Genomic DNA, 26,504 nt, shown 5'->3' on the forward strand with positions numbered 1-26,504 from the left:
CATTTTTTCTTAATGGTTTTATTTAGATTCAAAAAAAATCTTATTGCAGATTCTCAATTACAATCGCTGTTGCACCGCCACCTCCATTACAAATGGCTGCGGCTCCATATTTTCCGTTGTTTTGTTTCAGAACATTGATAAGTGTTACAATAATTCTGGAACCGGAACTTCCAAGTGGATGTCCTAATGAAACGGCACCTCCATTCACATTTACTTTTGTAGCATCCAATCCTAAAATTTTGTTATTTGCTAAACCGACCACAGAAAACGCTTCATTAAATTCAAAAAAATCGATATCAGAAATTTCTAAATTTGCCTTTTTCAAAGCGATAGGCAAGGCTTTGGAAGGAGATGTTGTAAAATCTATCGGATCTTGTGCTGCATCTGCATAAGAAACGATTTTTGCCAAAGGTTTTACTCCTAATTCTTCCATTTTTTCTTTAGACATCAAAATCAATGCAGAAGCTCCGTCATTTAAAGTGGAAGCATTGGCTGCGGTTACCGTTCCGTTTTCTTTTTGGAAAACTGTTGGCAAAGTGGAAATTTTATCGAAATTTACATTCTTATATTCTTCATCTTCGGCAAAAATAATTGGCTCTCCTTTTCTTTGCGGAATTTCCACTGGAACTACTTCTTCCTTAAATTTTCCTTCACTCCAGGCTTTTGCAGAACGTTTGTAAGATTCTATTGCAAAATTATCCTGATCTTCTCTGGAAATATCGTAATCTTTCGCACACTTTTCTGCACAAACTCCCATGTGAACTTTATTGTAAACATCGGTGAGACCATCTAGTAACATTCCGTCCTGCATTTTTACATCTCCTAATTTTGCAGAAACTCTTGCATTGTAATAATGCGGAACCATCGACATATTTTCCATCCCACCTGCAACAATAACGTCAATATCTCCGGCTTTTATTGCTTGTGCTCCCATTGTTACAGCTTTCATCCCGGAAGCGCAAACTTTATTAATAGCTGTTGAAGAAATTTCTTTTGCTAATCCTGCTCCTAAAGCAACCTGACGAGCCGGAGCTTGTCCTTCTCCTGCTTGCAAAACATTTCCCATATAGATTTCCTGAACCTGATTCGGATCAAGATTGATTTTTGATAATGCACCTTTTACAGCAATTTCTCCCAATTTTGGAGCCGGAATTGCAGATAAACTTCCCATAAAACTTCCCATCGGAGTTCTGGCTGCTGATACAATGAATACTTCTTTCATGTTTAGATATTTATTATTTTTTTGTCACGTGTAACCTTTCGGTTTCTTTTTAATTTTAGTAGTATTTTTATATTTTAAGAATTATTTTTCTTTGCTAAAAGCATCACAACTGCTCCGGAAAATTCTAATAACCAACCCCAACTTAGTTTTACGATTCCGGCTGCAAATTCTTTCCAAGATTTGAATGGAAGAAAATTGAAAAAATCCAAAGATTTGAATTTTACCGCAATAATGGTAAATACAAAAAGCAAAAGCAATAGTATGGACGAAAACTTTACCAAAACCTGCTTGTCTGTAAGTATACCCAATAAAGCGAGAAAGCTAAAAATCCAACAAATGATGGCAAGATAATGGTCTACATCAAAATAGTTCCAGTTTCCAACTAAAGGAATATGTACTAAAGGCAAAAAACTTCCTGCCACTACCAAAATAAACCCGAATAATTGAATGTTTTTCATATATATTTTGGGAAAGTACAAAAAAAAACACACTTTCAAAAGTGTGTTTTAAATTATTATAAGTAATTGATTTTATGAATTTTACAATTTAAATTAAAAATATGAATTCTTATTAAAATTCCTTTTTTATTAAGCAATGGACACCATTTTCAGATATCATATAAAATTTTAATGAGAAACTCCTGCAACATCTTCAGGATTGTGCTTGTGCTTAAAGAAAAGGGCAAATAAAATCGCAATTATTAGAGCATATCCAGCAAAATAAAGCCAGATTTCATGCCACATTTTGTCTCCGTTTGCATGAGTAAAATATTTCTGAATAAGCCACCCGCTTACTAAACTTCCCATCATTGCACCAAAGCCATTAGTCATCATCATAAATAGACCTTGTGCAGAAGATCTAATCTTAAAATCAGTAGTCGTTTCTACAAACAAAGATCCTGAAATATTGAAAAAATCGAAAGCCATTCCATAAACAATACAAGACAAAATAATTAATGCCAATCCAAAACCTTCCGGAACCCCATAAGCAAAAAATGCAAAACGAACCACCCAAGCAAACATAGAAATAAGCATTACTTTTTTAATTCCAAATTTCTTTAAAAAGAAAGGAATTGCAAGGATAAATAATGTCTCTGAAATCTGTGAAATCGACATAATGATGGTAGAATATTTTACTACAAAACTATCCTTATACAATGGATCTTTTTCAAAATCTGAAAGAAAAGTATCTCCATACATATTGGTTAATTGCAATGCAGCACCCAAAAACATTGAGAATATAAAAAACAATGCCATTTTTCCGTTTCCAAACAATGAAAGCGAATTCAATCCAAGTTTTTCTAAAATAGTTGCATTTTTAGGAATTGAATTTTGTGGTGGACATTTTGGTAGAGTAAAAGAATAAATCCCCAAAAGAATAGCAAAAAGAGCTGCAATATAAAATTGGTTTTCAGAAGCCTTATTCCCAGAAAGATTGGTAGTCCACATTGCTACGATAAAACCTACAGTTCCCCAAACTCTGATCGGTGGAAAAACTTTTACCACATCATAATTATTGTTCTTTAAGATATAATATGCAATGGAATTAGATAACGAAATAGTAGGCATATAAAAAAACATAGCTACAAGCATTACCCAAAAAAACTGATTAGGATCATTTACCTGTGGTAGAAAAAACAAAACAACTCCATAGAGAATATGCAAAATTCCGTACAATTTTTCAGCATTGATCCATCTGTCTGCTATAATTCCTGTAAGTGCAGGCATAATAATGGAAGATATTCCCAAGGTAGAAAATACTGCTCCAAATTCTGCACCTCCCCATTGTTTGTTTCCAAACCAATAAACTCCAATAGTAATAAGCCAAGCTCCCCAAACAAAAAACTGAAGAAAACTCAGTATTGTTAAACGTAGTTTTAAATTCATATAGTTTTTGATTTTTTTAATCTATCTTCTTTTTTCTTCTCTTTATTTCCTCCTGAATTTCCAGAGCAGAATCAAAATCTTCGTCTCTTACCGCTTCTTCTAATAATTGTTGCAATTCTTCCATGGAAGTATGCTGCAAATCGCTTTCTGGGCCGCCTCCTTCTGTCAATGAACTTTCCTGTTTTGGTGTTTCTTCCAAATCAAGAAGAATACCGGCATCATTCAGAACTTGTTGAGTAGTGAAAATAGGCGCATCAAAACGCACTGCCATTGCTACTGCATCAGAAGTTCTTGCATCCAGAATCAGCTCTTCTCCGTTAGCTTTATTTTTAAAATTTAAGTTAGAAAAAAATACTCCATCTACAATCTGATAGATAATGACAGACTCCAGATTATAGTTAGTTGAAGTTACAAATTTTGTGAATAAATCATGTGTCAAAGGACGTGGAGGATGTATATCTTTTTCTAAACCTAATGAAATAGACTGAGCCTCGAAATTTCCTATTACTACCGGAAGTTTTATATTGGTTTCTTCTTCTTCCAGCAATAATGCATAAGCGCCAGATTGGGTTTGGCTATATGAAATACCGCGTATTACTAATCTTTTATAATCCATACACAAATATAAAATTTTCCTTAAAATAAAAGGAATTTGTTTGAAGGTTTTATTCTCTACTGATTATCAAATTTTTATCGTCATTTTGCAGCCCGGCTTGAGCGGAGCTCTTTTTGTGAAGAGGAACGATGAGCAAAAAAGCGGGAGCGGAAGACGGATTAAGCTGCCCAAATAAAAAATCCGGAACTTAATAATTCCGGATTCTATTATATTAAAAAAATCAATGATTTTTCAAAGCTTTAATTTTCTCTGTAAGAGCCGGAATAATCTGGAAAGCGTCTCCTACTACTCCATAATCTGCGGATTTGAAGAAAGGTGCTTCCGCATCATTATTAATCACGACAATTGTTTTTGAAGAATTGACTCCTGCCAAATGCTGAATAGCTCCCGAAATTCCTACTGCAATATAAAGATTTGGAGAAATTGCTTTTCCGGTTTGTCCAACGTGTTCAGTGTGAGGTCTCCATCCAATATCCGAAACCGGTTTGGAACAAGCGGTTGCCGCTCCCAAAACATTGGCCAAATTTTCAATCATTCCCCAATTTTCAGGCCCTTTCATTCCTCTTCCTGCTGATACTACGATTTCTGCTTCTTTCAGGTCTAATTTTCCTGAACTTTGCTCATGAGAAAGAACTTTGGTATCATCATTAGCTACAGATAGATTTTTAACTTCTTCCGAACCTGAAACTCCATTTTCCTTCACACCGAAAGCGTTTTGGGAAACAGTTACGATCACACCATTTCCTTCTGCTTTTGCATGCATGAATCCTTTTCCTGAGAAGGCTTTTCTTTTCACCTGAAACGGAGAAAGACTTTCCGGAGCTGCCAAAGCATTGGTGATTAAGGAATAATTTTTCATTACTGCCAACATTGGAGCTATTGAAGATGCATCTGTAGTATGAGGAAAAACAATAGTATTTCCATTTGCAACTTCACTGATAGCCTGAGCAAATGCTTTTGCTGAGAAACTTTTAAGACCTTCGTCTTTAATATTGATGACATTGGATGCTCCATATTTATACAATAAATCTGAAGAATCGGTTGGATTTACAGAAATTGCAGTTACTGAATCTTCTGATTGATCTGCAATAGCTTTAGCATAAGAAACCGCTTCAAAAGCTGCTTTTTTGTAAACTCCGTTTATATTTTCTGCGTATACGAATACTGCCATTTTTTTTAATTTAAAGATTAAAAAATTTAATTATTAAAATATTAGATAACTTTTGCTTCTTCGTGAAGTAGTCTTACTAACTCATCCAGATTATCTGCTGAAACAATTTTGACAGCTGCTCTTGGCGGAACACTATCAAAGGAAACTCCCTGAACTTTCACTTCTGTAGAAACGGGCTCTACAACCTGAAGAGGTTTTGTTCTTGCAGACATAATTCCTCTCATATTAGGAATAATCAGCTCTTTTTCGTCTACTAAACCTTTTTGACCGGCAATTACAGCAGGAAGATTTACAGAAATGGTTTCTTTTCCACCTTCAATTTCACGAACAACTTTAGCTTCGGAACCTTCTACTTCTAAACCTACGGAAGCATTCACGAAAGGTTTCGCTAAAAGTTGCGCTACCATTCCCGGAACTGAACCACCGTTGTAATCAATAGATTCTTTTCCGCAAAGAATTAAATCGTATCCTCCGTTTTGTGCAACATTTGCAATTTCTTTTGCCGTAGAAAAGCTGTCTTTTGGTTCTACATTTACTCTTACTGCATCATTTGCACCAATTGCCAATGCTTTTCTGATTACGGGTTCGGTTTCTACACCACCAACATTTACAACGGTTACAGTTGCTCCTTTGGATTCCTGCAATTTAATCGCTTTTGTAAGTGCAAATTCGTCAAGAGGATTGATAACCCACTGAATTCCGTTTTTGTCGAATGCAGATTTGTCTGCTGTAAAGTTAATTTTAGAAGTAGTATCCGGAACACTACTGATACAAACTAATATTTTCATTGTGAGAAATATGTTATTTAATTTTCGTAAAGATAAAAATTAAAATATTATGCATGCATAACATTTTTGAAAATTTATTATTTAAAGCATTGAAATATACAAAAACTATTTATTATTCGGTCTTGAAGGGCGAATCTCAATTTTACTCGGCAATGCACGAGGATTCATATTCAGAATATCAAGAATTAAATTCCCCAAATCTTCTGGCTGTATCTTCCAATCGTCTTTTTCCGAAGGAACATTATTATTAAAATATGTAGAAACCGAACCGGGCATTATAGTAGAAACTTTAATATTATATTTCCTTAAATCCATCATTGCAGCTTGGGTAAAACCAACTACACCAAATTTTGAAGCATTATAACCGGAACCGTACTCAAAAAAGTTAGTTCCTGCTAAACTTGAGATCGTAACATAATATCCCTCTGATTTTTTCAATTCTTCTACAGATGCTTTTAAGGTATAAAAACAACCGGTAAGATTGGTTTCTATCATGGCATTCCATTCTTCAAAAGAAAGCTCATCAACAGATTTGAAAATCCCTAATCCGGCATTGGCAATCACAATATCCAAACTTCCGAATTTTTCTAAAATTTTAGAAACTGCATTTTTCTCATCTTCCGGATTTCTGACATCGGAACGTACCCCAAAAACTTCTTCTGAAATTTTTCCAAGTTCCAAGACTGCTGCGTCCACATCTTCTTGTTTTCTGCCACTGATGGCAACTTTGTAATCATTTTTAAGCAAAACTTCTGCTATCCCGAAACCAATTCCTTTGGTTCCTCCTGTAATATATACAACTTTATTTTTCATATTTATAAAGATAAAAAAACGCCTCAAAAGAGGCGCTATATGATTCTAAAATATTGTTAAATTATTTTTTTATGAATTTTAAAGTTTGGATTCCTTTATCAGTTTCAATAGAAATCAAGTAAAGTCCTTTAGAAAGATTTCTTACATCTATAGCATCTGATGGTTTAAATGAACCTAATTTTCTACCTTGCATATCTTTAATCTCGATAGATTTCACTTTATCTGATGTTGAAATCTTAATTATATCCGATACCGGATTAGGGCTAATTTTTAATATGCTTTTATTAACGTCACTTGTCGCAAATGATGGTGCTAAAACTGTAACTACAGCTGTTTCTTCATAAGCGTTATTATCTACATCAAAGTAAGAAATAGTATAATTCACTGTTTGATCTGTAGCTGTATTATTCGTTAAACTTCCAGAAATAGGGAAAGCTGGTGAAGTTACTGAGCTATCAGCATCTCCGGCATTTGCAGTTCCTGTAACATTCGTTGTATTGTCTCTTGACCAAGTACCAATATAGCCATTATAATAAGATATTTTTCCATAAAATCCTCTTGCAACATTATCAGTACTAAATAAGTCATTACCACGAACTCTGTGCGTCACTGTAAGTGTACCATCAGTAATTGGAGCTCCTGTAGTAGCGCTAGTTCTGTATGCAAGTTTGAACCCTGATGTTGCAGAAGAATTGTTGCATACGATATACATGCCAACAGATTGTCCTGCTGCTAAAACAAATTCATTAGCATCTAAATAAGTTGTAAGCAAATATCCCGAATTCATAGTTGTGGCAGGAAAATTAAATGTAGGGTTTGCCAACATTGTCCAAGCAGCAGAATTTGTATAATTTCCTACTGCAGTACTTGCAGTGGTAGTTTTATAAATTGTAAAAGCTGTTGAAGTAGTTGTTGTAGTTGTACTTGCTGCATAAGAAGCAAAATCTAATGCAGTAACCCTTAAAGGCGATGTTCCGGAATTGGTAATATCAAAAAAAATTCCATTATTAGCAACTCCAAGATAAGTTCCCGCTCCTCCCGTAATAGCATCTAATTTTGTATAACTTTCAGCAATAGCAGGAGTAGATGTAATAGCAGTAATAGCTGAACCTGAGGAAATAGTCTGGCTTAGAGGTGTAATAATAACTGCACTTGGACTTTTAGCATTGTGATTAGCATTTGTTATAAATCCCGGTTTTCCAGCGGATAATTCTTTTAAATTAGTATTTGCAATTTCTCTTTCAGTTTGTGCAAAAAATAAATTTGACAAACTTAAGACTCCAATAAATAAAAGTTTTTTCATTTAATAAATTTTTAATTTTAAGGCTAAATTATCAATTATATTATAACTACAAAAAGATATTCTAAACTTTAACATTACTATTTATACAATTCCGGTTCGATACGGTTGTTGTTTTTTGCTAAACCTTCTTTAGTTCTTTTTTCTATTTCGCGATATATTTCATTAGGATCTGAGAATTCTTTGCCATCATTATTTCTTACTTTGAAAACCATTCTGTTTCCATCTCCATTGTTTTTCATCATCATTTCCCTGATATTTTTTGCAGGATCATTCACATATTCTTTCCATAGTTTTTGAAATTGCTTTTCCGAGATTTCAATTTCTTTTTTATTAAATCCAATTGATATTGTATTTGCAGGCAATTCAACATCCTTATCTTCAACAGGTTGAAATTTTTTGTTACCAACAAGTGTCATGATATGAGAAGCCGTACTGTCTTCTATTTTTACGATCAATCCGGGCAAACCATAAAACTTATACGGTCCATCCTGAATTGGAATTTCGGTTGTGAACCAAGCTGTCCATTCTCTTCCGCCAAAACTGGTAGTTGCTTTTTGGGTGTTGTATTCTCCAATTTTTTCTTTATCGGGTAGAATTTTCCATTCCGGTTTAGAGTCTTCTGCAACTTTATATTGATCCATACTAATGCTTGTATAAAGAAAAGTTTTATAATCCGGATAAGATTTAGTCACTTTATCAGAGATACTTCCAATATCCTTCTTTTTTTTGATGCTAATATTTCCTGTACCGGATTTTATTTGCTTTTCTAAATCGGCTTTTTCAATAGAATCTGCAACAAATGTAGTATGGCTGTAGTATGTTGAACCATTTTTATCCACATCCAAAAACATCATTTCCGTTTTTACATCTGCTCTATCTTCAGAATTGGGAATGAATTTGTAATTGTAAAAAAATCTTTGATTTTGGGCAAAAATCACAATACCTGATAAAGCTAAAATGAAGGCAATAATCTTTTTCATTTTCTATTTTTTTTTAATTAAAAGTTAGTTCGATTTTATTATTATTTTTTTTGATTTTTTCTTTAATATCTTTTTCTCTTTCTCTCATAAATTTTTCATTTTCTGCACTTTTCTCCTTCATTACGACTGAAACACCACCCATAGAAATTTGTTTCATTCCTTTGGTTGGGTCATTTTCATAATCATTTACCACCTTTTCGTACTGTTTGGGAGTGACTGCTATTTCATTAATTTTAAAAACATCATTCTCAATTACTTGTTCTCCTATTTTTGAAATTCCTTTCAGTTCATAGATATGAGATTTAGTTTGGTCGCCAATTTTCACAATAATTCCTGGCAAACCGCAAAATTTATAAGGACCATCCTGAATAGGAATTTCTGTAGCGAACCAAGCTATCCAATGTCTGCCTGCAAAATCCGTTTCTGCTTTTTGAACATTCCAGTTTCCAATTTTTGATTTTTCAGGGAAAATATTCCATTTCATTTTTCTGTTCTCTGGAACCTTATAACCATCTGCGGCTACCTTCGTATGAAAAAAAATAGAATAATCCGGGTATGTTTTGCTAACACTATAGCGAATATTTCCCTTTCTTTTACTGGTATCAATGTTGATAGAACCTGTAGCTTTTAATTGTCTTTCTAAGTCTTCCTTCATCAAAGAATCTGAATGAAAAACCGTGTAACTATAAAATTTAGAACCAGAATTGGTAATGTCCAAATTCATCATTTCTGTTTCTATAAGAGCTGAATTTGTAGAATCTGGAACAAACTTGTATTCATAAAAAAATCTTTGTGATTGCCCAAAAAATAGGCAACTCAACAATAGAAAAGTGCATATATATATTTTCTTCACAAGTGATTTATTTAATAGATATCAACGATTTAAGAAAATTGCCAAAGTGCGTTATACTTTGGCAATTTTAAGATTTCTATTTTTTGGTACGAATTTTTATTTCGCTGGTTTCTTTACCGTTATTATTGCTTTTATTAATATTCATGGATTCTATGTCTTCGGAATCCAGTTTATCCAAATCTTCTTTGGTAGAAAGTTTTCCATCAATATAAATCTTCGTATTCTCTGAAACATCACTATTTCTGATATCATTAGTATCGAAAAATAGACTCTTCGGAGCATTACGGTTCAAGATAATTACTCTTCGTTGGTTACCATCTATCTTGGCCTGCTTTTTTACAAGATCAGCTTGTTTTTTGGCTAATTCAGCTTGTTTCTTAGCAATTTTGGAACTTTCCTTTGCTATTTCAGCCATTTGTTTTGCTTTATCTTTGGAAATTTTGGCATTTTGCTTTCTAAGATATATTACATTATCATCTCCATTAAAACCATAGGAAAATTCTGGCATCTCTGGAAATTCTGGTAGTTCTGCAATTTCAGGCATTTCAGGCATTTCAAGCTCTAAATTTCCTAAAGATTTCATTTGATTTTTCCATTCATCAGATTTAAAGAATTCTTTATTTTTTGCTATTTGTTCTTTAAATTCTTTTGAATTAAAATGTTCCTGCACTTTTTTCATTTCCTCCTGAAAAGCCTCCTGATTCCACATATCACCATCAAATACTTTAATATGATATTTTAAATCATCAGAATTTGCAATATCTCCAATCTTATCACTTAAAGTATTGATTTCATCCAATTTATCAGAAAATTCTTTGGAATTAGGAGATAGCTTTTTAAGTTCAGCAGATTTCTCTTTCAGAGATTTTCCTAAATCAGCAATATCTTCTCGATCTTTTTTGAAATCCTTTACTATTTTTTTCGTCGTTATTGAAATATCCTCAGATTCTTTAGCATCGTTTTTAGGTTTCAGCGTATCCATTTTGATTTGGCTTACTGCTTTTTCAATTTCAATATTAGTTGCTTTTATCTCTCTGTTTTTGGCATTTACAAGATAAGCAAATGCAATGGCAAAAACTAAAGGCAGTGCAAAAATTCTTCGCGCATAGCTGAATTTTGTTTTTGGTTTCTTAAGCATTTTAAGTCTTTTTTTAAGGTTAGAACTAAGAAACGGACTGGTTGCAGGTAACATATTTCCGGAAAAATGACTTGCCAAAAGCATCTGCGCAAATGCCTTCGTGTCCGATTGTTTCACGGCTTTTTTATCAGCCAGATATTCGTGTATGAGATGAATTTCTTTTTTAATAAGATAGAAAAACGGATTGAACCAGAAAACAGACTTTATCACCTCAATAAAAATTTTGTCGAAGGTATGTTTCTGTTCAATGTGTACCATTTCGTGTTTCAGGATTTGTTTTCCTAAGTCAGAATTTATCAGGATAGAATTCTTCCAGAAAAGATTTCTGAAATAAGAAAATGGAGCATTGTTCAGATCCGTATGGTAGAAATTGATTCCTTCAAATTCTTCCTTCGGAAATCGGTTTTTAAAGTGGGAAATTTTCAGCACTCCCAAGATCAGCCTGCCTAAAAGAAAGACAGAAACCAATCCAAAGCAAACAGCAAAAATTTTAAAATAATCGAAAGCATAATCGGTAGTATTGGTATTTGTTTGTTTTAGTTTATTGATTAGCAGATAAATATCATTATTCACTTCAATCGTAAAATAACTTACTTTCAGCAAAGGCAAAAGCAAGGAAACCAGCATCACAGCCAAAAGGTAAAACCTGTTGTAATGATGAAAGGTTTTATCTTTTAAGAACAACTGATAGTACAAATACATTACACCAGAAGTTAAAATTACTTTTCCGAAATAGAATAAAAGCGCTTCCATCAGTCTTTATTTTTAAGTTCGTTCAGTAGCATTTCCAGATCTTCCACACTCATTTCATTTTTTTCTACCAAAAACGAAACGGCATTAGTATAAGATCCTGAAAAATAATTTTTCACCAGACTTTTTATGGATTTTCCGCTGTATTGTTCCTGAGAAATAATGGGAAAATATTCATGCTGTCTTCCATATACATTATAATCTACAAAATCTTTTTCCTTTAGTACTTTCAGAATTGTAGAAACAGTATTGGTATGTGGTTTTGGTTCCGGGAATTCTTCCAGAATATCTTTCAGAAAACCTTTTCCGATTTTCCAGAGATATTGCATTACCTGTTCTTCTGCTTTTGTTAATGACTGAATTTTCATCTCAACACATTTTAAAAATTAGTAGGATAAAAACGATGAACGTTTCATATCACTAAAAAATTAGTTATACAAATGTAGAATTTATTTCTGAAATTACAACTATTTTTTTAGTGATAAAAGATTAAATGACATAACTGATTGATAGTCAAATATAAAATTTAGTTATTTTTTTGAAAGTACAGCAAGATACTGATCGTTTTCGTCTTCAAAAACGACTTTTGCTTTCCAGCCTTCTTCTTTAGCAATGGATTTCATGGTTTCCTGATCTATGTATAGCCAATTGAACCAATCCGTGAATTCTTTATCAAATTCATAACAGCACTTTACTTCTCCATAATACTGTTTTTCAGGCATTTTCCAATTTTCGTACATATAAGAAATATCAGAAGAATCAAAAATGATTTGCCCGTTTTGGTTGAGCAAATCTTCGGATTTTTTCAGAAATTTCCGAAAACCATTAAGAGTTGAAGAAATACCGATTCCGTTCATCAATAAAAGCAAAGTATCGAATTTTTGATTTTCAAATTGAAAAAAATCTTTACAAACGACATCTTTCACTCCCCTTTCTTCTATCACTTTACAGGCATTTAAAGATATTTCCAAAGCACAAACCTCCATTCTTTTTTTCTGAAGTTCCAGAGCATGAGAACCGGCTCCAGCTCCAATATCCAGAATTTTTCCTTTGCAAAGTTCCAATGCTTTTCTTTCCAAATGAGGCATTTTATGATAATCCCGAAAATAAAGAGAAATAGGCATTTCTACTTTTGGTCCAAAAATATCGTGAACAAAAAGTTTCTTTCTGGACTTGTCAAAGAAAAAATCATGAATCGCTTTGCCCGGTAAATCTGACATTAAATAGATTTTTTACAAAAATAAAAAAAACGTTTCAAAAATTTGAAACGTTTTTTCTTAGTAGCGGGGACACGACTCGAACGTGCGACCTCCGGGTTATGAGCCCGACGAGCTACCTACTGCTCTACCCCGCGATATTGTGGTGCAAATATACAACTTTTTTTTATTTCTGCAAATTTTCTTTAAAAAACTACTTATCAAATGTATTTTCTTAAATTTGCGTATGGCAAAAATATTAAAAATATACCCAAAAAATCCACAGGAAAACCTTATAGATGAAATAATTACAACTCTTGAAAAAGGAGGATTAATTATTTATCCATCCGATACCGTTTATGCATTAGGTTGTAATATTTTTGATATCAAAGCGATGGAAAAGCTAGCTCAGATCAAAAAAATGAAACTTGAGAAAGCACAATTTTCCATTATATGCAACGATCTGAGTCACCTTTCGGAATTTACAAAACCGATTGATACTTCCGTTTTCCGATTTTTGAAAAGCCATATTCCGGGACCTTTTACATTTATTTTGGAAGCCAATAAAAGTCTTCCTTTAGCGTATAAAGGTCATAAAACGGTGGGAATTCGTGTTCCCGATCATATTGTTCCTCAGCTTATCGTGGAAAAACTCGGACATCCTATTGCTTCCACTTCCATTAAAGATGAAGATGAGGTGATCGAATATTCTACAGATCCGGAACTGATCGCCGAAAAATACGATCATCTTGTAGATATTGTGATCGATTCCGGATATGGAGACAATGTTGCTTCTACAATAGTAGATTTAACTTCCGGAGAACCTGAAATTATTAGGCAGGGAAAAGGAATTCTTTAAATTCAAGATTCAGAATTCCGAGTTATAATCTTGAACACTCAACTTTAAACTTTGAACATTTTATGAAAATCATAACCTCACCTGCAAAACTGATGAATATTGAAAATTCTACGGAATTTTTAAAATCAACCACTCCAAAATTCATAAAAGAGGCAGAATTTATACAATCATTCCTGAAAGAAAAATCTCCGGGATTTTTGTCAGAACTTATGGAAATTTCTCCAAAACTTGCCGATGAAAACTGGGAACGCAACCAAAAATGGAAATCCAATCCAAGACCCAAAGAAAGTTGTCCTGCCATGTTTGCTTTTGTAGGAGAAGTGTACAGAGGTTTGGATGCAAAAACATTGGACAAATCTGCAGTAGATTATCTTCAAAAAAATTATAGAATGCTTTCCGGACTTTACGGATTGTTGAAACCTTCGGATAAAATCATGCTGTATCGTTTGGAAATGGGAAGAGAATTCAAATTTGACCAATATGAAAATCTGTATAATTTCTGGAAGGAAAAAGTAACGGAACAAATCAACTCCGAACTGAAAACCAAAGATCTGGTTCTTAATTTGGCGAGTAATGAATATTTCAAAGCCATCGACAGAAATAAATTGAAAGCTCCCGTTATTGACTTCGATTTTTACGAAATGAAAAGCGGAAAACCCAAAACAGTTGTAGTATACACCAAACATGCAAGAGGTTTGGTTGTACGCTTTTGCGCAGAGACCAACGCAAAAACTTTAAATGATGTTAAAGCCTTTAATTATGAAGGTTATCTGATTGACGAGAAACTTTCTTCCGACAAAAAATTAGTATTTACGAGATAAAAAAGTAAAGAAAAATAATGATACTAAAAGAGATTAGAGAATTATTCAAAATTGGTCTGGATAAATTGTTTTCCGAATCCGAAATCTCTGAACTTTTCTTCATTTTTTCAGAAAAAATACTGAATAAGAACAGAATTGAAATCAGAAATTCTATGGATCAGAAAATGAGTTCCGCAGAAGAAAATGATTTCAAGGATTATATTGAGCAACTCAAAACCGGAAAACCCTTCCAACAAATTTTAGGAGAAACCGAATTTTTCGGAATGAAATTTTTTGTTGATGAAAATGTTTTAATTCCAAGACCTGAAACAGAAGAATTGCTGGAATTTGCCATTGAAAAGATCTCAAACTGCAAATCTCAAATTATCAAAATAGTAGACATCGGAACCGGAAGCGGAATTATCCCGATTGTTCTGAAAAAACACTTTCCGGAAGCAGAAATTTCAGCCATTGACATTTCCGAAGAAGCATTGAAAATTGCTCAAAAAAATGCTGATTTTCACGACGTAAACATCCATTTCATAAAAATGGATTTTTTAAGCGAAAACCCAAACGGAAATTTTGACATCATTATCTCCAATCCGCCTTATATCGGCATTGATGAAAAAGATGAAATTGCAGATTCCGTGAAAGAATTTGAACCTAAAATTGCTTTGTTCTCCCCTATTTCCGATACTTTGGTTTTCTACAGAAAAATTGCAAATGATGCGGAAAAACATGTAAATGAAAACGGATTTATATTTTTAGAAATCAATCAGAAATTGGGAAAAGAAACTTTGGAACTGTTTCAGAATTTTCAAAAAACCGAGCTTATTAAAGACATTTCGGGAAATGACCGAATTGTATTTGCAAAAAAATAGATTCGATAAGATTCAATTAAAAAAAGTATTTTTGACTTAGAATTTAATCTATGCTTTCCACTCAAAATCCTACCATTTTAAAAATTTCCCGAGTACTATCGGATTTTTTTAATCCGCTTACATCGCTTTTCATTTATTATATTTATTTCAGCCTCAAGAATTTTACTCTGAAAAATGCTGCTCTTAATTTTCTTCCTATTTTTTTAATTATGATTGTTCCAATTACGGGTTGGATCACTTGGAACGTGAAAAAAGGAAAATATACGAATATGGATGTTTCCAACCGCAATCAGCGGAAAAGCCTTTATTTCTTTATTGCCGGTGTTATTTTAGCGTATTTGGTTTACGATTATTTTAAAAATGATACTATTGATTTTGTAATGCTATTCATTACGATTCTTTTGTTCCTGATGCAAATCAGCAATTATTTTATAAAAAGTTCGATGCATACTGCTTTCAATGTATTTGTGGCAGCATTGTTTTTTGTTCAGGATATAAGATTTGGAATTGGGTGGCTTTTTATTGCCATTTTAGTCGGAATCACCAGAATTATCCTGAAAAGACATACTCCAAAAGAAGTTTTGATGGGAGCAACTATCGCTTTATTGGTTTCTTTTATGTACATTTATGTAATGATTAGTATGAAATAATCCATTAGTTTAAAAAAATTATGCACATCACTTCACTCACCAATGCAGAAGAACAACTGATGCAACTTTTCTGGAAAATGGAATCTTTCTACCTGAAAGACGTAATGGAACAACATCCGGAACCAAAACCGCATCAAAACACCATTTCTACTTATCTGAAAATTTTGGCGGAAAAAAAATTCCTGAGAACGGAAAAAGAAGGTAGAATTTTCAAGTATCATATTGCCATTCCTTTTGAAAGCTATCGGAATTTTGTATTAAAAAATATGGTAGACCATTATTTTTCAGGCTCTTCGCAAGATTTGGTGAAAACACTGATAGAAGAAAGAATGCTAAATTCTGAAGAACTTTCTCATTTTTTTGAAGTAAAAACAACAATGGTTCCCATTACGGAAAAAACCAAAACCGAAAATCCGATAGCCGAATTTATTCAGGAACTCACGGAATCCAAAAAACAAAAAAAGAAAAAGAAGAAAGACAAAAAGAAGAAAAAGTAAACTTATGGAACTTCATGTCCCAAACTTGCTTCCAGAATCTTAAACCAATCGGTTCTTTCTAAATCTATATTTAGACTTTGTTTAAATTTTCGAACGGTTCCCGCTTTGGAAGTTCCGATTACGGGAATTATCTTTGATGGATGTTTCAAAAGAAATGCAAGCAACAGTTGATTTTCTTCAGCATTATATTTTTCGCATAATTCTTTCAGAATTTTTCTGATTCTCAAATTTTGTTCAGTTTCGGGATTGCTGAAATAATTTCCCATTACACTCCAAGCTGTCGGTCGCAGTTTTTTCATCATCATTTGATCCAAAGTTCCGTCATAAAAGGCTTTCGTTTCGTTTACAGAAATCTCAACCTGATTGGTAACCAAATAAGGGAAATATTTTGAAACTAAATCAAATTGCGAAGGTAAAAAATTACTCACTCCAAAATCCCGAACTTTTCCATTCGCTCTCAAAATTCCGAAAGCAGCAGCAATTTCTTCAGGATTCATTAATGGAGACGGACGATGCAAAAGAAGCAAATCCAGATAATCGGTTTTCAGATTTTTCAGACTTTCATCTACCTGATTCAGAATATACTCTTTGGAATAATCATAGGATTTTATAGAATAATTCTTTTTTTCGCTGTTCATTTGGATTCCGCATTTGGAGATCAATTGAATATTTTCGCGCGGAATTTTCATTTCTGAAAAAGCATTTCCAAAAAGTTCTTCAGTGGTATAACCTCCGTAAATATCAGCATGATCGAAAGTATAAAGTTTTTCTTCAAGACAAACTTTTATTAATCTCTGAGTTTCGGAAGCGGAAAAATTAGCTCCCCAAATTCCCCAACGCATCACTCCGATAATGATTTCTGAAAAATTCATACCTATTCTTTTTATGCAAATGTAAAATTTATTTAGAGTAAATTTTTAACATTTTAGATTCTGGCTTTTTAGCATAATGATGTAAATTTGGCGAAAATTTTAAGTATGAAAAAAATCTATCTTTTATTATTCCTTTTATTTTGTAATTTCTTTTTTTCTCAATTCACAAGTCCGGGAAACGGAACCAGTTATACATTGAGTTCGCTTTCTGCGGCAGCTCCAACTGTTTTAGTAAATAACGGAACTTTTTACACCATGACAGCTAATGTTACCATTTCTGCTGGTGACACTTTATGGATTAGTGAAGATACAACGTTAAAAATTGATCCAAACATTCAATTGACTGTACTAGGTGAATATCTTACAACTGCTAATAATTTCCTAATTACAGCTACTAATCCGGCTAGTCCTTTTAAAGGAATTTTAATTGATACTAATGCAACAGGAGAATTTATTAATACAACATTGGAATACGGAGGTGGAATCCGTGTAAATACCGGAAATTTTTTAATGGAAAATTGCATTGTACGTTATTTTAAATCCGGTCTTGTTACTGGTAGTGCTATTTCTTTTTCCACCGGAAGTCCTGTTGTTCAGAATTCACAATTTATAGAAAATTCAAATCCTGCATTTTCTTCCGGAGCTAACCAAACGGTTTCGCCTTTATTCATATTCAATTATCTATACGGAAATAATACTACTAACAATAACCGTCCGCAAATCAATATGGGACCAAGCGGAACAGGAACTACAAGAATTTTGAATAATACTATTATCGGAAACCGAGCTTTTGATAAAGTAGGCGGAATTTCTGCTTCTACCCTTTTAGGTTTGGAAAACCATGTACAAATTGAAGGAAATACAATAAGAGACAACCGTTATGGAATTACTGTTGCCGGAAATAATTCTACTGGAAGCATTTCCAATAACATTATAGAAAACAACAATACCGAAACCAACCCAAATAATGGGGGAAGTGGAATTTCACTTTCCGGAAGCGGAACTACTTTGATTATGGATATTGATATATTAGGAAATCAGATTCGGGGAAATCTTTGGGGTGTTACCATTATCAATACAGCACGAGCTAATCTGGGTGACGATACAACACCGGGAAACAATATTTTTAAAAATAATGGAAACGGAGGTGTAACGTATGCTCTTTATAATAACACGAGCAAGCCTATTTCCGCAGTGGGAAATTGCTGGAGAGAGGGCGAACTTTCTACAGATGCAATGGTGGCAGAAGTAGTTTGGGACAATGCCGATAATTCTTCTTTAGGTTTGGTAGATTATACTCCATATTTATGTGCACAAACATTTGCTGTTTCTGAGGCTCAAAATTTAAAAGCTCAAATATATCCGAATCCAAGTACCGGAAATTTCATACTGGAAACTGAAAAATCAGGAAATTATAGTATTTCTGACATGTCCGGAAAATTGGTACATTCTGGAATTGCTGCAAAAGGTAAAAATCAGATTTCCTTACATTTAGCACCCGGAATATATATTTTGGTTTATCAATCCGAAGGAAAGAAAACATCTGAAAAAATAATCATCAAATAATTAGAACAAATTACAACCTATACTACAACTCATTTCTGAAATATGAAATGAGTTTTTTTTGTATTTTTATAATTACAATGAAAACACATACTACCAATTATTTCGACACTTTTATTGAAATCGCAGAATATAGCTCATGAAGACATTTACCAAAATTTTAAAATATATTTTTGTTACTGGCTTAGTATGGTTTGTTGCCCATTCCATTTTCATTGTTAATGATGGACTAAGAACGACCAAAAATGCAGCTGATATTGCAGTTATTTTCGGAAATAAAGTAAATGAAGACGGTACTTTATCTGATCGGCTGAAAGCAAGAATGGAAAAAGGAATAGAATTGTATCATTCCAAGAAAATAAATACGATTGTAGTAAGTGGTGGTTTGGGAAAAGAAGGATTTTGGGAAGGTACAAAAATGAAGGAATATCTTCTTCAGAATCATATTCCGGAAGAAAACATTATTGTTGATAATCACGGAGATAATACCGAAAAAACTGTAGCGAATACCATCAGAATTGCAGATAGCCTCAAAATGAATACAATAGTTTCTGTTTCACAATATTATCATCAAACGAGAATAAAAAAGCTATTTCGTGAAAAGGGTTTTGAAAGTATTGAAACAGCAAGTCCGGAATATTTTGAATTCAGAGATTTTTATTCCATTTTCAGAGAGTTTTTTGCTTATTATTTGGGGTAAATTTAAGCTGCAATGTCGGTTTTTAAGTTGATTTGATACTGGTTTTGCTTTAATAGAAAAATAACAACCTTTTTTTCTCTTTTAGTGAATAATTTCTATATTTACGTTTTAGTGTAGTATATAAAAATTTCGCCCATGCAAAAGCGAAATATAAAAAAATAGAAATACATCACTATAAATCAATTACTTATAATAAAATTTATAAAAAAAAAAAGATGGACGCATGTTCTATAGACAAAATTGACGCGTTGCGTGCATTTGGATGTTCTTGCGACATCTCCCTTCACTGTCGCAAGAACGATCGGCTCGAATTCACCGTCGTTTTGTGCAACGCCCGAGTTTGCCATCACAAAACATCGCCCGTTAGTGGCAAGCATAGACAAATACAATGGAAGAAAAAAAGTCATTACATTTAATAAAATTGGTGCTGAAACTTTTGGTGCTGGAATCGGTGGTGCAATAGGTTTGTTGGGTGGATCCTTGGGCGCAATAGGAGGTAGTGTTGCAGGTGTAGTAATTTCAAAAGGACTTAGTGAATTTGCCGATAGATTTTTATCTAAAAGAGAACAAGCAAGAGTTGGATTTGCGGCTTATCACACCAGTTTAGGAATTCAAGAAAATATTAATAAAGGAATAGTATTAAGGCAAGATAATTTTTTTGATTTTGACGATGTAAATAGAAGTAAAGCCGAAGAAATATTTGAAGGAATATTGTTAAAATGTAAAAATGAGTTTGAAGAAAAAAAAGTAAAATATATTTCAAATATTTATAAAAATGTTGCCTTTAACACCTCAATAAATCCTGAAAGCGCAAATCAAATTTTAAATTCAGTTGAAAAGCTAACTTTTAAACAGCTAACTATTTTGTCAATGATTGGGCAGAATATTGATAATAAATTTAACCTGAGAGCCCATAGTTACATCGAAAATTACTCAAAAGTACCATTAGACGTCTTTTTAATTCAAGATTTTTTGCAATTAAGCAGTTTAGGATTAATTAGTCGAAAAGATTCAGATGGTTTGCGTGAAGAACAAAAAATTATTCCCGGTATTGTTCAATTAACAGAAATTGGAAATGAATTTTATAGAATTTTAAATCTTTACGAAATGCCAGTAAGTGATTTTAATTATTTAATAGAAATGCTTAAATAAAAACATCTGCCATTAACAGCATCTACACGCAAGCGGGGGTTCGTGCTTCTATGAAAATGAAATGCTAAATATAATCTTTATGCATCTAATGAAGTTTATTGTTAAAAATCCCCGCCTTCGGCAATACCCAAAACGTTATTTCCGTCTAAAGATAGCCCGAAGTAATTTTGTACATTTGTAGTTGTAAATTGAATTAACGAAAAGAAAAATGTTGAATAAAACCAAACATACAATTATAAATGGCGACAGCAGACAAATGAGCGAACTCAAAGACGAAAGTGTTCATTTGATTGCTACTTCACCACCTTATTGGCAATTAAAAGATTACGGAACGGAAAACCAAATTGGATTTCACGATGATTATGAAACATATATAAATCATCTGAACTTGACTTGGCAAGAATGCTTCCGAGTTTTACACAAAGGCTGTCGCCTTTGTATCAATATCGGAGACCAATTTGCACGTTCAACTTATTACGGTCGTTATAAAATTATTCCTATTCATACAGAAATCATCAAATTCTGCGAAATGATTGGTTTTGATTTTATGGGACAAATCATTTGGCAGAAAGCAACGACAATGAATACATCGGGAGGAGCAAGTATTATGGGAAGTTATCCAAACCCAAGAAACGGAATTATAAAATTGGATTTTGAATATATTTTGTTATTCAAAAAACAAGGAAATGCACCCAAACCAACCAAAGAGCAGAAAGAAAACTCAGCAATGACCAATGAAGAATGGAATACCTACTTCAACGGACATTGGTATTTTTCGGGAGCAAAGCAAGATAAACATTTGGCAATGTTTCCACAAGAATTACCACACCGTTTAATTAAAATGTTTTCGTTTCCAGGAGAAACCGTGTTAGACCCATTTATGGGAAGTGGCACAACCGCATTGGCTGCAAGAAACTTAAACAGAAACTCTGTTGGTTATGAAATCAATCCTGATTTTATTCCAATCATCAAAGAAAAAATTGGAACAGATGATGCTTTTACAAAAGTTGAAACCGAAATCATCAAACAACCTGAACTAAAAACAGATTTTGAAAAACGAATAAAAGAATTGCCTTATCAATTTATTGACACTCATAAATTGGATAAGAAAATTGATGTAAAGAAAATTCAATACGGTTCTAAAATTGATGCAAACAGCACAGGTAAAAGAGAAGATTTTTTTTCTGTAAAAGAAATCATAAGTCCAGAGCTTATTCGTTTGAGTAATGATTTGACAATTCGTTTGATTGGAATTAAACAAAATCCAACTATAAACGGAAAAGCAACTGATTATTTAATCAATAAGCTTCGTGGAAAAAAAGTATTTTTAAAATACGATGAGGTCAAACACGACAACGAAAATAATTTAATGGCTTACCTCTATCTTGAAAACAAAACTTTTATAAATGCTCATTTACTAAAAGAAAATTTAGCATTGGTAGATAATTCTATTGACTTTAAATACAAAACGAAATTTAACACATTTATCAATGGCTAAAAAGGAAATCAAAAGATATTCATTGGAATTTGGGAAAAAGGAAAAAGTTCTGAATTATGCTACTCAAACATATCAACTTTCAAGACCAAACAAAGTTGGTGCTGTAATGGCTTTAATCAGAGAATGTCAGCCCAATACAATTCAAGAATGGGAACAATGGTATTTTGAAAATGCTACTACAGCAGGCAGAAACACATTTAAAATAACAAAAGAAAGTTTACAGGAACTCGGAGAAAGACTTTACGAAAAAATCACGGAAGTTGTAATACCCGAATGGCAAGAGGCTTTTAGTGCCTTGACAAAAGAGGATTGTTACGATTATATCTACAACTTAACAATTAACCGAACTTTTGACGGATATTTGAGAGAAAAATCTGTTGTAAATGACGGTTTCGCAAAACTATTTCCACAAGTGAGATTTGAAGAAAGTCCATCTGAATTAGACCACGCAGGAGATATAGACTATCTTGGATATGTAACGGAAGAAAAAGCAATTAGAATACAGATAAAACCAGTAACCGCACAATCAAACTTTGGTAACTATTCAGTTTCCGAAAGAATGAAAGCAAGTTTCGAAAGTTTTAAAAATGACTTTGGAGGAAATGTATTTATCGTTTTCAGTTTAGACGGAGAAATAGCCAACAAACAAGTAATTGACCAAATTCAAACCGAAATTGAACGACTGAAAAAATAACGCACTGTGCATAACAAGGTATTGTCAAAAGCGGGGCTGAACGACTTCGATTGGACATTTGTACAAAGTTCAACATTCGTTCTTCGATTGAACTTTTGTGCTAAAGATCCGCCACTACGCCAAGCCGCAAACCGTTATGCGTCATTGTACGACTGATACCTAGAACGATAAACTAACATAAAAATGGCATTCAACGAAAACTCATTAAATCGAATAAGAGAGGTACTTTTAGAGAAACAAATAGATTTTTCTGAAAAGAAAATGTTTAGTGGTGTGTGCATAATGGTGGACGATAAAATGTGTTGTGGGACACATATTGACAAAAAAACCAACGAAGACCTACTTCTTTGTCGTATTGGCGAGGATGCCTATGAAAAAGCATTAGAAGATACTGACTGTATTCCAATGGAATTTACAGGAAAGCCAATGAAAGGTTATGTATTCGTTATGGAAAATGGCTTTAACACAAAACAAAAATTGAGTTATTGGCTAGACCTATGTTTAAAATTTAATCCGATGGCAAAATCATCGAAAAAATAATTTTTTAAAAAAAATATAAAAAATGACAAATGCAATTAATTGGTTCGAAATCCCAGTAACAGATTTCGCACAAGAGCAAAAAAGTTTTACGAAACTATTTTAGGAACAGAAATTATGGAAATGCCTTTCCCAAATGGAAAATATGGAATGTTACCAGCCGATATGATGAATGGTGGTGTTGGTGGTGGACTTGCACAAGGCGAGGGATTTGAGCCATCAGACAAAGGGACAGTTGTTTACTTGAATGGTGGAGACGATTTGAGTTTGCCATTAAGTAGAGTTGAACAAGCAGGTGGAAAAATAATAATGCCCAAAACGTCTATTGGAGAAAACGGGTTTATGGCACATTTTATTGACACAGAAGGAAACCGAGTTGCTTTTCATTCAATGAAATAAAGAAAAATAACGAACAGCTAACATCGGTTTGGCAATATGGTGGCTGAAGTGCTTCTATAAAACATTGGTGCAGGGTTCAACATTCGTTCTTCGATTGAACTTCAGTGCTAAAAATCCCCGCCTTCGGCAATACCCAGTCCGTTAGCAGAAATCTTAATTAATAATCGTTTGAAATTGAAATATAATTTTGCGGAAGATAATTTTTTAGAAATATTTCTATATAAATTCAAAATTGTTATTAGAAAAAAGGCCGAAAAAAGAAAACTTTCAAGCCAAGAGGATAATTTTTTAAAATTTAGCAACTATTTTTTTTCATATATAGGTGTAAAACAAGATTTGGAAAAGGTTATTGAATTTTTAAAATTTGATGTTGATAAAATACTTAAAAATTTTCCTTTTTTAGGTAGTAGGAATGATTACTATAAATATCATTATGAAAATTACATTCTTCGTATTCTAACAATACCCGATTTAATAGGAAAAATGGGAAATGCAATATTTGACCTTAAAATAAAAGAAAAAGATTGTAATTGCTATAAGTTCAAAAGTGAATACTCAAAAATTGAAAATAGGGAAAATAATATAGTTTTTACAACCGAACAAATTTTAAAATTTACTGAAGAATTTAAAAAAGATAGGCATAGTATAATACATCTTGGTCGAACTAACAAGGAAAAACTATCTTATATTGACTTACAAATTTTATCAATAAGCGTTTTTAATTCAGAAGATGATTTTGAATTTAGACAAAGATTTTATGAAAATATTAAAAGTGAAATTGACAATCTTGAAAATGAAATATTTTGTTTAATTAAATTGTGTAATCAATTTCTCGAACTAATTTCAAATAAAATCAATAAAGACTTCTGCTAACATAGGTAACCGTTGCACAACTCATTAATTTGAAAAAAAGCAACCTCTTTTAAAGTGATTTAAGGGAGGTTTATTTTTTAGACAACTTAAAAATGTTTGGTGGAAAGCCAGAACTTTCCTTTTGGGAGCTTTAAGCAAGTTACAAATTTTTAACTATTTTTGAGTTATGCAACAAGCGCAAGGTATTGCCACAAACCGTTATCTGCAAGTTTGGTGCAAGACTTAACAAAATTCAAACAACTGAACTTAAAAAAATAACACATGAGCGAGCAATTTAAGAAATTATTTTATTTGGCTACAGTTGGAATTTTGTCTTACATGGTTGCAGACATCATACACGAAGTAATTGGACACGGCGGAACTTGTTTAATTATTGGTAATGAAATTCAACTATTGACGAGTGTCTATTTTAAAAGTAGTCCGGGAAATATAGGGGTGGACATTGGTGGACCGATTGCAAATTTAATTTTTGGTGGTTTGGCATTTTATATTCTAACAAGAACCTCTTTTGCCAAATTATTTTTATTTCAAGTAACAGCTTATAATTTATTTTGGTTTTCGGGGACAATTTTACATTCGGCAATTAGTAAAACAGGAGATTGGACTTTTGCTGTAAGAGAAATTATAAGCGAACCCTACTCAAAAATTCTGTTAATTATTTCAGGAGTTTTATTTTACGTTATTATTTCACGAGCTTTAAATTCTTATTTAAGCAATAAAAATAAAGAAAAACAAACGGAATCTTTAACAAAGAAAAATATCTTCTATTCATTCCTATTTGCTTCTGTTTCAGCTTTTATTGCAGGGCTTTTCTTTCAATCAGACAGGCTGCATTCAGCGTTAGAAGGTTTACTTGAAATGGTGGCCTCATTACCAATTTTATTTTTAAAATTTAAAGACAACTCAATAGGCGAAAAATACAAATTCAGACCGAATTATTATTTCGGCTTTACAGTTCTTATATTGTATTTGGCTTTTTGTTTGACACTTGGAAAAGGAATACCTTAGCGAAAATTTCCAACAGGAAACATCGGTTTGATAATATGGAGGCTGAAGAAATTCTATCAAACAATTATGCAAATTCAACAGAAGAAATTCTATTGAATTTTTGTACTGAAAATCCTCCTTGATTTATACTCAAACTGTTTTGCAAACCATGACTTGTAGTAATCAATATGACTATAAAAATGAATTTAACATACCGACAAGGAACGAAAGACGATTTGCAGGGTTTGAAAAAATTAGCAATTAAATCGTGGTCTCCATTTCAAGAACAATTGACAGATGAAAATTGGAATTCTTTAAAACAAACTATTTCAAAAGACAGTACCTACGAAGAACTTATTAATCAATCAACCTGCTTTGTTTGCGTTGCTGACAATAACAATATTATTGGAATGGCTTTTTTAGTTCCCAATGGAAATCCGACCGACATTTATCTAACCGAATGGAGTTATATACGTTTTGTTTCAGTTGATCCAGAATTTGGTGGACAAGGAATTGGTAGAAAATTAACAACTTTATGTATTGACAAAGCTAAAGAAAATGGAGAAAAAACGATTGCTTTGCATACATCAGAAATTATGAATAATGCGAGGCATATCTATGAAAGTTTAGGCTTTGAAATTTTGAGAGAAATTGACCAAAGACTTGGAAAACGATATTGGCTTTACAAACTTGACCTTAACGAAACTAAATCATAGACAAAATACCAAGTAAAAGCAAAAAGTTTTTTGAAAGGTTACGAAACCATTACGGAAATTAGTAATGAAGAAAAAAGTTTTTACCTTATGCCTGTTTAGCAATAATGATA

General features: G+C 32.7%; 29 protein-coding genes and 1 tRNA gene. 15 read left to right on the top strand and 15 right to left on the bottom strand.

The features are described 5' to 3' along the window. Nucleotides 1–40: 40 nt before the first annotated feature. From AC2A1C_RS10170 to AC2A1C_RS10235, 14 genes are all read right to left on the bottom strand, one after another. On the bottom strand, nt 41–1,222 hold the full coding sequence (locus tag AC2A1C_RS10170; protein WP_484025603.1) for an acetyl-CoA C-acyltransferase: 1,182 nt from the start codon (nt 1,220–1,222) through the stop codon (nt 41–43). 74 nt (nt 1,223–1,296) lie between these two features. Next, complete coding sequence (locus AC2A1C_RS10175) at nt 1,297–1,680, bottom strand: hypothetical protein (protein WP_484025604.1); 384 nt, start codon at nt 1,678–1,680, stop codon at nt 1,297–1,299. A 168-nt stretch (nt 1,681–1,848) separates the two neighbouring features. After that, nucleotides 1,849–3,108, bottom strand: coding sequence for a nucleoside permease (locus tag AC2A1C_RS10180; RefSeq protein WP_484025605.1), 1,260 nt, complete (start codon nt 3,106–3,108; stop codon nt 1,849–1,851). 16 nt (nt 3,109–3,124) lie between these two features. Continuing rightward, nucleotides 3,125–3,724 carry a bifunctional nuclease family protein gene (locus AC2A1C_RS10185; protein WP_484025606.1) on the bottom strand — a complete coding sequence of 200 codons (600 nt, stop codon included), beginning with the start codon at nt 3,722–3,724 and terminating at the stop codon, nt 3,125–3,127. Between the two features lie 220 nt (nt 3,725–3,944). Further along, a complete protein-coding gene (locus tag AC2A1C_RS10190) occupies nt 3,945–4,895 on the bottom strand; it encodes an electron transfer flavoprotein subunit alpha/FixB family protein (protein WP_484025607.1) in 951 nt (316 codons plus the stop codon). Between the two features lie 41 nt (nt 4,896–4,936). After that, the gene (locus AC2A1C_RS10195) at nt 4,937–5,683 is read right to left on the bottom strand and encodes an electron transfer flavoprotein subunit beta/FixA family protein (protein ID WP_484025608.1); all 747 of its coding nucleotides are present in this window, start codon (nt 5,681–5,683) and stop codon (nt 4,937–4,939) included. Nucleotides 5,684–5,788: 105 nt separating this feature from the next. Further along, complete coding sequence (locus tag AC2A1C_RS10200; protein WP_484025609.1) at nt 5,789–6,496, bottom strand: SDR family oxidoreductase; 708 nt, start codon at nt 6,494–6,496, stop codon at nt 5,789–5,791. A 61-nt stretch (nt 6,497–6,557) separates the two neighbouring features. Next, a complete protein-coding gene (locus AC2A1C_RS10205) occupies nt 6,558–7,799 on the bottom strand; it encodes a T9SS type A sorting domain-containing protein (protein ID WP_484025610.1) in 1,242 nt (413 codons plus the stop codon). 77 nt (nt 7,800–7,876) lie between these two features. Continuing rightward, on the bottom strand, nt 7,877–8,779 hold the full coding sequence (locus AC2A1C_RS10210) for a GLPGLI family protein (RefSeq protein WP_484025611.1): 903 nt from the start codon (nt 8,777–8,779) through the stop codon (nt 7,877–7,879). Between the two features lie 13 nt (nt 8,780–8,792). Beyond that, complete coding sequence (locus AC2A1C_RS10215) at nt 8,793–9,632, bottom strand: GLPGLI family protein (protein WP_484025612.1); 840 nt, start codon at nt 9,630–9,632, stop codon at nt 8,793–8,795. Nucleotides 9,633–9,708: 76 nt separating this feature from the next. Further along, entirely contained in the window at nt 9,709–11,523 is a 1,815-nt protein-coding gene (locus AC2A1C_RS10220; protein WP_484025613.1) for a M56 family metallopeptidase, read from the bottom strand. Next, nucleotides 11,523–11,888 carry a BlaI/MecI/CopY family transcriptional regulator gene (locus AC2A1C_RS10225; RefSeq protein WP_484025614.1) on the bottom strand — a complete coding sequence of 122 codons (366 nt, stop codon included), beginning with the start codon at nt 11,886–11,888 and terminating at the stop codon, nt 11,523–11,525. The genes AC2A1C_RS10220 and AC2A1C_RS10225 overlap by 1 nt, the downstream gene beginning before the upstream one ends. Nucleotides 11,889–12,050: 162 nt before the next feature. Beyond that, a complete protein-coding gene (locus AC2A1C_RS10230) occupies nt 12,051–12,740 on the bottom strand; it encodes a class I SAM-dependent methyltransferase (protein WP_484025615.1) in 690 nt (229 codons plus the stop codon). Between the two features lie 61 nt (nt 12,741–12,801). Then, a tRNA-Met gene (locus tag AC2A1C_RS10235) sits at nt 12,802–12,874 on the bottom strand. A gap of 89 nt (nt 12,875–12,963) precedes the next feature. Between AC2A1C_RS10235 and AC2A1C_RS10240 the strand changes: the two genes are divergently transcribed. The 5 genes from AC2A1C_RS10240 (at nt 12,964) to AC2A1C_RS10260 (ending at nt 16,403) form a co-directional block, all read left to right on the top strand. Beyond that, complete coding sequence (locus AC2A1C_RS10240) at nt 12,964–13,575, top strand: L-threonylcarbamoyladenylate synthase (protein WP_484025616.1); 612 nt, start codon at nt 12,964–12,966, stop codon at nt 13,573–13,575. Between the two features lie 62 nt (nt 13,576–13,637). Then, nucleotides 13,638–14,396, top strand: a complete 759-nt coding sequence (gene yaaA, locus AC2A1C_RS10245) for a peroxide stress protein YaaA (RefSeq protein ID WP_484025617.1) — start codon at nt 13,638–13,640, stop codon at nt 14,394–14,396. Nucleotides 14,397–14,413: 17 nt separating this feature from the next. Then, nucleotides 14,414–15,256, top strand: a complete 843-nt coding sequence (gene prmC / locus AC2A1C_RS10250) for a peptide chain release factor N(5)-glutamine methyltransferase (protein ID WP_484025618.1) — start codon at nt 14,414–14,416, stop codon at nt 15,254–15,256. Nucleotides 15,257–15,306: 50 nt separating this feature from the next. Continuing rightward, on the top strand, nt 15,307–15,906 hold the full coding sequence (locus AC2A1C_RS10255) for a phosphatase PAP2 family protein (protein WP_484025619.1): 600 nt from the start codon (nt 15,307–15,309) through the stop codon (nt 15,904–15,906). A 20-nt stretch (nt 15,907–15,926) separates the two neighbouring features. Further along, entirely contained in the window at nt 15,927–16,403 is a 477-nt protein-coding gene (locus AC2A1C_RS10260) for a BlaI/MecI/CopY family transcriptional regulator (RefSeq protein WP_484025620.1), read from the top strand. 2 nt (nt 16,404–16,405) lie between these two features. Here AC2A1C_RS10260 and AC2A1C_RS10265 read toward each other — a convergent pair whose 3' ends face one another. After that, complete coding sequence (locus tag AC2A1C_RS10265) at nt 16,406–17,275, bottom strand: aldo/keto reductase (protein WP_484025621.1); 870 nt, start codon at nt 17,273–17,275, stop codon at nt 16,406–16,408. Nucleotides 17,276–17,380: 105 nt separating this feature from the next. Between AC2A1C_RS10265 and AC2A1C_RS10270 the strand changes: the two genes are divergently transcribed. The 10 genes from AC2A1C_RS10270 to AC2A1C_RS10315 all read left to right on the top strand — a co-directional run bounded on the left by AC2A1C_RS10270 (nt 17,381) and on the right by AC2A1C_RS10315 (nt 26,394). Further along, the gene (locus tag AC2A1C_RS10270; RefSeq protein ID WP_484025622.1) at nt 17,381–18,841 is read left to right on the top strand and encodes a T9SS type A sorting domain-containing protein; all 1,461 of its coding nucleotides are present in this window, start codon (nt 17,381–17,383) and stop codon (nt 18,839–18,841) included. A gap of 136 nt (nt 18,842–18,977) precedes the next feature. Further along, a complete protein-coding gene (locus AC2A1C_RS10275) occupies nt 18,978–19,538 on the top strand; it encodes a YdcF family protein (protein WP_484025623.1) in 561 nt (186 codons plus the stop codon). A 366-nt stretch (nt 19,539–19,904) separates the two neighbouring features. Next, the gene (locus AC2A1C_RS10280) at nt 19,905–20,690 is read left to right on the top strand and encodes a hypothetical protein (RefSeq protein ID WP_484025624.1); all 786 of its coding nucleotides are present in this window, start codon (nt 19,905–19,907) and stop codon (nt 20,688–20,690) included. Between the two features lie 208 nt (nt 20,691–20,898). Beyond that, nucleotides 20,899–22,188, top strand: a complete 1,290-nt coding sequence (locus tag AC2A1C_RS10285; RefSeq protein ID WP_484025625.1) for a DNA methyltransferase — start codon at nt 20,899–20,901, stop codon at nt 22,186–22,188. Then, nucleotides 22,181–22,882 carry an MjaI family restriction endonuclease gene (locus tag AC2A1C_RS10290; RefSeq protein ID WP_484025626.1) on the top strand — a complete coding sequence of 234 codons (702 nt, stop codon included), beginning with the start codon at nt 22,181–22,183 and terminating at the stop codon, nt 22,880–22,882. The genes AC2A1C_RS10285 and AC2A1C_RS10290 overlap by 8 nt, the downstream gene beginning before the upstream one ends. 183 nt (nt 22,883–23,065) lie before the next feature. Then, nucleotides 23,066–23,422 (top strand): TfoX/Sxy family protein, encoded by a 357-nt coding sequence (locus AC2A1C_RS10295; RefSeq protein WP_484025627.1) that lies wholly within the window; start codon nt 23,066–23,068, stop codon nt 23,420–23,422. A gap of 39 nt (nt 23,423–23,461) precedes the next feature. Next, nucleotides 23,462–23,818 carry a VOC family protein gene (locus AC2A1C_RS10300; RefSeq protein ID WP_484025628.1) on the top strand — a complete coding sequence of 119 codons (357 nt, stop codon included), beginning with the start codon at nt 23,462–23,464 and terminating at the stop codon, nt 23,816–23,818. Nucleotides 23,819–23,992: 174 nt separating this feature from the next. Further along, the gene (locus AC2A1C_RS10305; protein ID WP_484025629.1) at nt 23,993–24,691 is read left to right on the top strand and encodes a hypothetical protein; all 699 of its coding nucleotides are present in this window, start codon (nt 23,993–23,995) and stop codon (nt 24,689–24,691) included. A gap of 261 nt (nt 24,692–24,952) precedes the next feature. Next, complete coding sequence (locus AC2A1C_RS10310) at nt 24,953–25,699, top strand: hypothetical protein (RefSeq protein WP_484025630.1); 747 nt, start codon at nt 24,953–24,955, stop codon at nt 25,697–25,699. Between the two features lie 179 nt (nt 25,700–25,878). After that, a complete protein-coding gene (locus AC2A1C_RS10315) occupies nt 25,879–26,394 on the top strand; it encodes a GNAT family N-acetyltransferase (RefSeq protein WP_484025631.1) in 516 nt (171 codons plus the stop codon). Nucleotides 26,395–26,504 lie beyond the last annotated feature (110 nt).

It is taken from the genome of Chryseobacterium sp. HNCC26DJ241 (genome assembly GCF_057180505.1).